A 9555-nucleotide genomic window follows, 5' to 3' on the forward strand; every position below is an offset into this window, starting at 1 on the left:
CAGGAACAGTCCGCCAGTTCGAGGCCTCCGGACGGGATTTCCCCGCATCGGCGGCACTCCGATCGGCTGCTCGGGCACACTGGTCCAAACCCTCACCCTTCCGCCGCCTCCCCGCTGTGATCGGCTACATCTCCGACAACCTGCTGCTGCCCATCCTCGACTTTTTCTATGGGCTGGTGCCGAGTTACGGGCTGGCGATCATCGCCCTCACCGTGGTGATCCGGCTGGCCCTCTTCCCCCTGAGCGCAGGCTCGATCCGCAGTGCCCGGCGCATGCGCATCGCTCAGCCCGTGATGCAGAAGCGTCAGGCTGAGATCAAGAGCCGGTACGCCAGCAACCCCCAGAAACAACAGGAGGAACTGGGCAAGCTGATGAAGGAGTTCGGCAGCCCCCTGGCCGGCTGTCTGCCCCTGCTGGTGCAGATGCCGATCCTGTTCGCCCTTTTCGCCACCCTGCGCGGCTCACCCTTCGCCGATGTGCCCTACACCCTCAATCTGAAGGTGTTACCGGCCGATCAGATCGCTGCGGTGGAGATCAAACCGTTCAACAGTGCCAGTCACTCGATCTTCATCACCGAAACCAGCCATGTGCCCGTCGTTGCCAGCCTTGAGGCCGGCACCAAGCTGGGCATCGGCGACTCAGCCCAGGTCAACCTGCACACCAAGGACGGGCAACCCTTCAGCAGCGTGCTCGAGGGCGTGGAGAACGGCTCGAAGTACACACCGGCCTGGCGCGTCAGCAAAGGCGAAGGCGTGGTGCGGGTTAGCGAGTCAGGCTTGATCGAGGCGATCGCCCCTGGTGATGCCACGGTGGAAGCAACGGTGCCCGGCCTGGCGGCTCGCAGTGGATTCCTGTTCATCAAGGCCCTTGGTCAGGTGGGCTTCTACACCGACGGGGCGATCAACTGGGACATCGCCATCCTGGTGGGGGCCTTCGGAGCCAGCCTGTTCATCTCCCAGATCCTCTCGGGGGCTGGGATGCCGCCGAATCCTCAGCAATCAACGGCCAACAAGATCACGCCGGTGATGATCACCGGAATGTTCCTGTTCTTCCCTCTGCCCGCGGGGGTGTTGCTCTACATGGTGGTTGCCAACATCTTCCAGGGCCTGCAGACCTTCCTGCTCAGCCGGGAGGCCCTGCCTGAGAACCTTCAGGACATCCTCGATCAACAGCTCGCCCAGCAGACGGTGGCGGTTGCCGCCAGCACCGGTGGGTCTGAGCGGCTGCCATTTGAGCCCAAGGGCAAGAAGTGATGACGCGGCGTCCCTCGCCGTTGCCTGAACCATCCCTGCTGCGGCCCGTGCCCCTGCAGGAGCTCCGCCTGCTGCAGGAACCACGCTTGTGGGCTGTCGACCAGCAGCTGGAGGATCTCGAGAGCCTCACTCCGGTGAGGGGTTGGTTGAGCGTCCGCCACGGTGAGCCCGTGCTGGAGGTGGAGGGGGAAGCCGAAACCATCGTCACCCTCTGCTGCGACCGCTGCCTGAGCACCTACAACCACACCCTGCACTTCCGGGGGGAGGAGCGACTCTGGCTCGGAGAGGCCGATCAACTTGGCGATGACCTCGACGCAAGCGAGCTGATCGAGGCTCTCGATCCCCGCGGCAGCTTCGATCCGGCCCGGTGGCTGTTTGAGCAACTCAGCCTTCAGCTGCCCTTGCGGAACGACTGCGGCCCGGGCTGCCCCGGACCGGACCTGCCAGAACAACCTGAGGCCAGACAGGAAGCCTCCTCCACGGCCGGCGGGGGAGACCCCATCGATCCCCGCTGGTCGGCCCTGCGCCAGTGGCGATGAGCGAGGAGTGGGCCGACCAGCTTGATCTGCTGATCCGTGCCCGCGCGCCGATCCTCTGGATTCGCAGCCCCGAGGAGGAGCGCATCGCTGCTCTGCTCCAGCGCGCCGCCCAGCGCCTGGGCCAGCGCACCTTGCTGCGCTGGGATTTCGTCGAGGGGCTCCAGGGGCTGCCGAACCGCGAGGGTGAGGCCACCCGCAATCCAATGGGAGCCCTGGAGGCAATCGATAGCCTGCCCCCGGATCAGGCGGCGATCCTGCTGCTGCTCGATTTCCACCGCTATTGCGACGACCCCGGCATCGGCCGCCGGCTACGCAACCTGGCCACCAGCCTGCGCCAGAAACCGCGCACCCTGGTGATCACCGCCCCGGAATGGCAGGTGCCGCGGGAACTGGAAGAGTGCCTCACGATCCTGGACCTGCCCCTGCCCGATGCCGGTGAGATCAGCTCTCTGCTGGAGAGCATCGCTCAGGCCTGCGGCCACCCCCTGAGCCCCGGTGTGCTCGAGCAGCTCACCCACTGCTGCAGCGGCCTGAGCGAACAGCGCATCCGTCAGGTGGCGGCGCGGGCCCTGGCTCGGCGCGGCCAGCTGGGGGAGCCCGATCTGGCAGAGGTGCTGGAGGAGAAGCGCCAGGCGATCGCCCGTAGCGAGCTGCTGGAGTATTGCCCCACCGAGGCCAGCCCCGCCGACATCGGCGGGCTGGAGGCGCTCAAGCACTGGCTGGAGCAGCGGCGACTGGCCTTCAGCGATGAGGCCGCCGCCTATGGCCTGCCCCTGCCAAGGGGAGTGTTGCTGGTGGGTCCCCAGGGAACCGGTAAGTCACTCACCGCCAAGGCGATCGCCCACAGCTGGGCCATGCCGCTGCTGCGCCTGGATGTGGGGCGGCTGTTCGCCGGTCTGGTGGGCGCCAGCGAAGCCCGTACCCGCGACATGATTCGCCGTGCCGAAGCCATGGCACCCTGCGTGCTCTGGATCGACGAAATCGACAAGGGATTCGGCGGTGACAGCCGCAGCGATGGCGGCACCAGCCAGCGGGTGCTTGCCAGCCTGCTCACCTGGATGGCGGAGAAGCGCTCGGCGGTGTTCGTTGTGGCCACCGCCAACGGGGTGGAGAGCCTGCCGCCGGAGCTGATGCGCAAGGGGCGCTTCGATGAGATCTTCCTGCTGGATCTGCCCGATGCCGCCGAAAGGCGCACGATTCTCGACCTGCAGCTGCGCCGCCGCCGCCCCGAGCACCGCATTCCCCTCGAGGTGCTGGTGGACCGCACCGCGGGATTCTCCGGTGCCGAACTGGAGCAGACGGTGGTGGAGGCGATGCACCTGGCCTTTGCGGTGCACCGGGAATTCGGCGAGGCGGATCTGATCGCCGCCGCCAGTGACCTGGTTCCCCTCTCGCGCACGGCCCGCGAACAGCTCGATGCGCTCAAGCAGTGGGCCAGCAGCGGCCGGGCCCGACCTGCATCCCGCCTGCTGCGCTGAGGCACTCGCGTGCGATCAGGCCCTCCTCATCGGCGGGGACCCGCACCAGCTCAATGGGCCCGAGCCAGCCCAGGGACGACTCAAGATCCGCCAGCAGGGCGTGATCATGCTCACCGATACCGCCGCTGAGGGCGATCACATCAACACCACCCAGGTTTGCCGCCATCGCCCCGATGCCCTCCAGCAGGCTGTGGCGAAACACGGCAAGGGCGAGGCGGGCGCCGTCGTGACCGTCGCTGGCGGCCTGGCGCAGCTGGCGCATATCGGAGCTGAGGCCACCGGAGAGCCCCAGCAGGCCACTCGCCCCCTGCAGCCCCTGCTCCAGTTGCTCGGGCGTCAGCCCTTGGCGAAGCAAGTGCAGCAGCAGACCGGGGTCGATCGAGCCGCTGCGGGTGGCCATCACCAGGCCCTCCAGGGGCGTGTAACCCATGGTGGTGGCCACACTGCGGCCATCCCGGATGGCGCAGAGCGAGCAGCCGGCACCGAGGTGGCAACTGATCAGCCGCAACGGCCGAGGAGGGGAGTGGGGCTTGTCAGACCAACGATGGCTGACGGTTTCGCTCACGTGCTGATGGTTGAGGCCGTGAAAACCGAAACGGCGCAGACCCTGCTCCCGCCAGGCCGCCGGCAGGGCATAGGTGCGGGCCTCCGGCGGCAGGGTGCTGTGGAAGGCCGTGTCAAAGCAGGCCCACTGGGGCAACTGGGGATTCCAGCGGCTCAGCCAGCGCATAACGGCCAGGGCAGGTCCGTTATGCAGCGGTGCCAGGGCGATCATGGCCTCCAGAGCGTCCAGCACCGGGGAGCTCAAGAGGGTGGGGGCGGTGAAGCGCTCACCGCCATGGACCACCCGGTGGGCCGCCAATAGCGGTTCCCCATTCCAGGAATCCAGGGCGGCTGGCAGCCAGCCGTCGAGGACCTCCTCCATGGTGCCGGAGGCCGGCTGCCAGCTGCGTTGCTCGCGCCACTGGCAGCGGCCATCCGCCGAGAACAGCCCCGCCTTGAGACTGGAGCTGCCCGCGTTCAGCACCAGCACCGATTCCCGGGCGTTCATCCCTAGTGCGGGCTTGGCAAGGACCAGCGCCAGCCGGTCACATCGGGAGAATCCATGCCGTGGGTGTGGGCATAGCGGCGGTGGCCGAGGATCTCTTCCTTCATCCGCTCCTTGACGTGGGCGGCGCGGGAGCCGAGGCCAGGCACCCTGTCGATCACATCGATCACCAGGTTGAAGCGGTCGATCTGGTTGTTCATCGCCAGCTCCAGCGGCGTGTTGATGTTGCCCTTCTCCTTGTAGCCCCGCACATGAATGTTGGGGTGGTTGGTGCGGCGGTAGGTGAGCCGGTGAATCAGCCACGGGTAGCCGTGGAAGTTGAAGATCACCGGTTTGTTGGTGGTGAACAGGCTGTCGAAATCCCGATCCGAGAGCCCATGGGGGTGCTCGCTCGGCTGGGTCAGGGCGAACAGCTTCACCACATTGATCACCCGGATACGCAGCTTGGGAACCTCACCGTGGAGGATCTCCACCGCCGCCAGCACTTCTTTGGTGGGGATGTCGCCGGCGCATGCCATCACCACATCGGGTTCATCTCCCTGGTCATCGTTGCTGGCCCAGCCCCAGAGACCGATACCCTTGGCCACGTGACTGCGGGCCTCCTCAAGGGTGAGGTACTGGAGATGCTTCTGCTTGTCGGAAACGATGATGTTGCAGACGTTCGTTTCCACGAGTGCCTCCTCCGCCACCGCCAGCAGGCAGTTGGCATCGGCAGGCAGGTAGACGCGCACCACATCGCCACTCTTGTTGCCGGCAAGGTCGATGAAGCCAGGGTCCTGATGGGTGAAGCCGTTGTGATCCTGGCGCCAGACGGTGGAGGAGATCAGGCAATTCCAGGGCGCGATCGGCGCACGCCAGGTGGCATGGAGCTTGCAGGATTCCAGCCACTTGGCGTGCTGGTTGAACATCGAGGCGATCACGTGGGCGAAGGCCTCATAGGTGTGGAAGAAGCCGTAGCGGCCGGTGAGCAGATAGCCCTCCATCATTCCGACCAGGGTGTGCTCGGAGAGCATCTCCACCACCCGTCCCTCGCGGGCCAGTTCGCTGCCATTGAGGTCTTCAGGGAGGAACTCCTCCATCCACACTTTTTTGCTCACCTCATATATGGCCTGCAGCCGGTTGGAGGCGGTTTCATCGGGGCCGAACACCCGCAGGGAGTCGGGGTTGCGCAAGATGGTGTCGCGCAGCAGGGCTCCCAGAGGTGCGGTGTTCTCGTGCTCGCTCTGGCCTGGCCGCTCGATGTGCACGGCATGGTCCTCGATCGGTGCGAGCCGAAGACTGCGGCGCAACCGGCCGCCATTGGAATGGGGGCTGGAGCCCATCCGCCGCGCGCCCGTCGGTGAGAGGGCCTGCAGCTCGGGCCTGAGGGTGCCGTTGGCGTCGAACAGCTCCTCGGGGCGGTAGCTGCGCAGCCAGTCGTGGAGCATGGTCAGTTGCTGGGGATCCTTGTTCGGTGCCGGCAGGGGCACCTGGTGGGCACGCCAGAAGTTCTCCAGCTTCTTGCCGTTGAGCTCGCGGGGGCCTGTCCAACCCTTGGGGGAGCGCAGCACGATCATCGGCCAGGCAGGCCGCACGGCCTCTCCGCTCTGGCGGCAGTCCTGGCGCACCCGCAGGATGGTGGCGATGGCCTGGTCCATGGCGGCGGCCATGGCACGGTGCATCTCCTCCGGCTCACTCCCCTCCACCAGAATCGGATCCCAGCCGTAGCCCCGCATCAGGTTCACCAGCTCCTCCCTGGGGATGCGAGCCAGCAGGGTGGGGTTGGCGATCTTGTAGCCATTGAGGTGCAGCACCGGCAGCACGGCGCCGTCGCTGATCGGGTTGAGGAATTTGTTGATGTGCCAGGAGGTGGCCAGGGGGCCGGTCTCGGCCTCGCCATCTCCCACGCAGGCCAGCGCGATCAGATCGGGGTTGTCGAAAACGGCGCCGCAGGCATGGGAGAGCACGTAGCCGAGCTCACCGCCCTCATGGATCGAACCCGGAGTTTCGGGGGTGCAGTGGGAGCCGATGTGGCCCGGGAACGAGAACTGCTTGAAGAAGCGCTGCATCCCGCCCGCATCCTGCGACTTGTCGGGATAGACCTCGCTGTAGCTGCCATCGAGGTAGGTGGGGCCAAGCACGCCGGGGGCTCCATGTCCTGGCCCCGACAGGTAGATCATCTCCAGATCGTGGTGGCGGATCACCCGGTTGGCATGGGCCCAGATGAACGCCTGGCCAGGGCTGGATCCCCAGTGCCCCAGCAGACGGGCCTTGATGTGCTCAGGCCGGAGCGGCTCGGCCAGCAGCGGATTATCCCGCAGATAGATCATCCCCACCGCCAGGTAGTTGGCGGCACGCCACCAGGCATCGAGAAGCTGGAGTTCCTGCTCGTGATCCATAGCCATGCCTGATGCCCATCGCCTGTTCAGTGCAGGCTCACATGAGCCTTGGGCTTTGCCAACGCGAGGTGTATCGACCCTGACAGCAGTGAGTCAGCACAGCGACGGCAGGCCTCGGCCTGCCCCAGGTTCGTCTCACTCCCAGTCGAAGCTGAGCAGACGCCGTCCGGGGACCAGGGCACGGGCGTCTTCCAGCAACGCCTGGATAACCTCCAGCTTGGCGTTGGGATGCCCTCCACAACCCCCCAGATCGCCACCATCCGTCAGCGAACCTGGTTGAGCCGGCGGCGCCCGGACGATTTCGCCCTGTTACGAAGCCCAACCGCCGGTAACGAAAACCCTGATCCCCGCTGGTGCCTTCAAAAGGGCTCCCTACGTTACTCATCAGTTGTGCCCTGTCCTGTGGATCGTCCCTCAACCGCCACCCAGATCGTCGTCGCCTGCCTTGGGGCTGGTGTCGTCACCAGCTTCGCCGTGGCCCAGGGACAGAATCCCCTCACCGCCCTCGGCATCACCCTCTTCTCCGCCGTGGCAGCGGTGATGGTGGGTCAGGTGCTCTGACAGGCACAGATTTCGTTAAGCACCAAGCTTCCAATAGCCCGCTCGGAACTCCGAGCGGGCTTGACAGTGTGATGGGGCAAACCATCCTCGCGGCCTGCTGAGGCCATCCCCGTTGGTGTCGAGTTGCTTGAGCCGCTCCGTGAGGAGTCAGTCAGCCCCAGACCAGTCGATGGAAAACATCATGGCAATCGATGCAACCCATTTCCAGCCGCTCCTGACGAATCTGCAATAACGAATCTGGAATCGGGAATGGCCATTTTCGGCTCATGAACCGACCACAGAGGCAAGCGTGAGAGCCGCAGCAGTCCACCGACCCAGAAACAGTTCATTCGCGCTGAATCTTTTCAGCCAGGCAGGCGGCCTGCGCCAGGGATTACTCCCCTATGGTGGAAGATCTCCGCAGGTTGATCATGCGGCTCCCCAGGGCTCGATTTCTGAACTTGCTGTTCAGTCTCATGCTCAGCATCTTTCTGATTGGGTCGATGGATCTCAGCTTCGGTCAACAGATTGAGGGAGGAGCCCCATTCTTCAATGACTCCGGCTCATCAACTTCGCCTCCAGAAAGCACGGAGGAACTGCAGGAATCAATGCCGGAGTTGCAGCTCTTCCCACCTCAGAACCCTTCCCAGGCTCTGCCTTCTCTCGGTGAAGCCCTTGGGTCTCCTTAGCTATGAGAACAAGACCTCTCGGCCTCTGCTTCGTTCAGGGCGCTTGATCCATGCTCAGCTGTTCAGGACCCTCACACTCAAGGACATCATTATTTTCACTGCGGCGAGACAATGCGGGCGTGGACTATGCCCAGAGCGACTGGCGCAACGACATCAACGAAGAACGTCTGCTTCGGCAGCTGATCAGCCAGATGGGACCCCTGGCCGTGAGGGTTACTGATCCAGGCGTCCTGTTCCGGCTGCGATGCTTTCAGCCCATCACCTCCGACCTGTGACGAGCGACCACAATCCAGCCCGGCAGGCCATGACCCCAGTTCAGTTGCGGGATCTGATGCCCGCCCTGGCCAACAAGACCTACTTCAACTACGGAGGCCAGGGGCCGCTGCCCACGCCCTCGCTGCAGGCGATCACCGCCAGCTGGGAGCGGATCCAGGAGCTGGGGCCCTTCACCGCCGACATCTGGCCCTGGCTGGAGCTGGAGACAAGGGGGCTGCGGGGTTCGCTGGCCGCGCTCTGCGGGGTGCCGCCCGAGCGCCTTGCCCTCACCGAGAACGTCACCAGTGGTTGTGTGCTGCCCCTGTGGGGCTTGCCCTGGCAGGCGGGCGATGAGCTGCTGATCAGCGATTGCGAGCATCCGGGCGTAGTGGCCGCCTGCCGTGAGCTCGCCCGCCGCGAAAAGCTGACGATCTCCACCCTGCAGGTGAAGGCCCTGCGGGGCGACCTGACCAGCAGCAATGCCTCCGTGCTGGAGGCCCTCGAGAACAGCCTCACCCCAACCACACGCCTGGTGGTGCTCTCCCACCTGCTCTGGAACACCGGTCAGTTGATGCCGATTGCGGCTGTGGCCCAGCGGCTGGGGGAGCACCCGCGTCGGCCCTGGCTGCTGGTGGATGCGGCCCAGTCGGTGGGCAGCTTGCCGCTGGCCGAGCGCGGGGCTGAAGCCTTTGGCGCAGGTGCGGCATCCGTGGCCGACATCTACGCCTTCACCGGTCACAAGTGGTGTTGTGGCCCCGAGGGACTGGGCGGTGTAGCGCTCTCGGAACGCCTGCTCCACGAGTCGCAGCCCACGATGGGCGGCTGGCGCAGCCTTGCCAACGAGAACATTGCTGGGGGAAGCGACGCCAGCAGTGCCTGGCACCACGATGCCCGGCGCTTCGAAGTGGCCACCTCCTGCGCTCCGCTGCTGGCGGGCCTGAAACGGTCCCTGCAGCTGCTGGAGGCGGTGGCGCCGGCGCCGCAACGGCTGGAGCTGATCCAGGCGCGCAGCCACCAGCTCTGGCAGGGGCTTGGCCAGCTGCCGGGGGTGAATCCCCTTCTGGACGTGCCGCCACCTGCGGGACTGGTGAGCTTCGTGGTGGATGGAGCGAATCCAGGGGAGCTGGTGCACCAGCTGGGGCAGCGGGCCATCTGGTTGCGCACCCTCGACGATCCCCATTGCCTCAGGGCCTGCACCCACATCACCACCACCGAAGAAGAGGTGGAGTTGCTGCTTGATGCCCTGGCCTAACGAACAAGGATAGATCGTGCGCAGCCACGATCTTATCCGGTGGTTGGACTAGCCCTTTTCGCTATTGACCAGTGGCTTACGGTAGATACGTCGGCCCGAATCTCAGCTTTCCTTCTGAATTCC

General features: G+C 65.4%; 8 protein-coding genes. 6 read left to right on the forward strand and 2 right to left on the reverse strand.

Features of this window, described 5'->3' with window-relative positions; genetic code table 11:
- Positions 1–116 precede the first annotated feature (116 nt).
- Genes yidC through KBY93_RS04505 form a run of 3 tightly spaced genes read left to right on the forward strand, consistent with a single transcriptional unit; the run spans position 117 to position 3270 of the window.
- Positions 117–1253: a membrane protein insertase YidC gene (yidC, locus tag KBY93_RS04495; protein ID WP_255093044.1), complete on the forward strand. Its 1137-nt coding sequence runs from the start codon at positions 117–119 to the stop codon at positions 1251–1253.
- Positions 1253–1792 carry a DUF177 domain-containing protein gene (locus KBY93_RS04500; RefSeq protein WP_255093045.1) on the forward strand — a complete coding sequence of 180 codons (540 nt, stop codon included), beginning with the start codon at positions 1253–1255 and terminating at the stop codon, positions 1790–1792. Before yidC ends, KBY93_RS04500 begins: the two co-directional genes overlap by 1 nt.
- Positions 1789–3270 (forward strand): AAA family ATPase, encoded by a 1482-nt coding sequence (locus KBY93_RS04505; protein ID WP_255093046.1) that lies wholly within the window; start codon positions 1789–1791, stop codon positions 3268–3270. Before KBY93_RS04500 ends, KBY93_RS04505 begins: the two co-directional genes overlap by 4 nt.
- On the opposite strand, the gene KBY93_RS04510 is transcribed toward KBY93_RS04505, so the two are convergent.
- Positions 3215–4321, reverse strand: a complete 1107-nt coding sequence (locus KBY93_RS04510; RefSeq protein WP_255093047.1) for an acetate/propionate family kinase — start codon at positions 4319–4321, stop codon at positions 3215–3217. The genes KBY93_RS04505 and KBY93_RS04510 overlap by 56 nt on opposite strands.
- 2 nt (positions 4322–4323) lie before the next feature.
- Complete coding sequence (locus KBY93_RS04515) at positions 4324–6702, reverse strand: phosphoketolase (protein ID WP_255093048.1); 2379 nt, start codon at positions 6700–6702, stop codon at positions 4324–4326.
- Between the two features lie 396 nt (positions 6703–7098).
- On the opposite strand from KBY93_RS04515, the gene KBY93_RS04520 reads away from it, so the two are divergent.
- The 3 genes from KBY93_RS04520 to KBY93_RS04530 all read left to right on the forward strand — a co-directional run bounded on the left by KBY93_RS04520 (position 7099) and on the right by KBY93_RS04530 (position 9432).
- Positions 7099–7257, forward strand: coding sequence for a hypothetical protein (locus KBY93_RS04520; protein WP_255093049.1), 159 nt, complete (start codon positions 7099–7101; stop codon positions 7255–7257).
- Positions 7258–8044: 787 nt separating this feature from the next.
- Positions 8045–8200: a hypothetical protein gene (locus KBY93_RS04525; protein ID WP_255093050.1), complete on the forward strand. Its 156-nt coding sequence runs from the start codon at positions 8045–8047 to the stop codon at positions 8198–8200.
- 29 nt (positions 8201–8229) lie between these two features.
- Positions 8230–9432, forward strand: a complete 1203-nt coding sequence (locus KBY93_RS04530; RefSeq protein ID WP_255093051.1) for an aminotransferase class V-fold PLP-dependent enzyme — start codon at positions 8230–8232, stop codon at positions 9430–9432.
- The last annotated feature ends 123 nt before the right edge of the window (positions 9433–9555 follow it).

The sequence above is a fragment of the Synechococcus sp. J7-Johnson genome, assembly GCF_024345795.1.
In the GTDB taxonomy this organism is placed as follows: domain Bacteria; phylum Cyanobacteriota; class Cyanobacteriia; order PCC-6307; family Cyanobiaceae; genus Regnicoccus_A.

What these genes read in the sequence shown, in the direction of transcription:
- KBY93_RS04500 (WP_255093045.1), top strand. Translation starts at nt 1,253, where the DNA reads ATGACGCGGCGTCCCTCGCCGTTGCCTGAACCATCCCTGCTGCGGCCC.
- KBY93_RS04505 (WP_255093046.1), top strand. Translation starts at nt 1,789, where the DNA reads ATGAGCGAGGAGTGGGCCGACCAGCTTGATCTGCTGATCCGTGCCCGC.
- KBY93_RS04510 (WP_255093047.1), bottom strand. Translation starts at nt 4,321, where the DNA reads ATGAACGCCCGGGAATCGGTGCTGGTGCTGAACGCGGGCAGCTCCAGT.
- KBY93_RS04515 (WP_255093048.1), bottom strand. Translation starts at nt 6,702, where the DNA reads ATGGCTATGGATCACGAGCAGGAACTCCAGCTTCTCGATGCCTGGTGG.
- KBY93_RS04530 (WP_255093051.1), top strand. Translation starts at nt 8,230, where the DNA reads ATGACCCCAGTTCAGTTGCGGGATCTGATGCCCGCCCTGGCCAACAAG.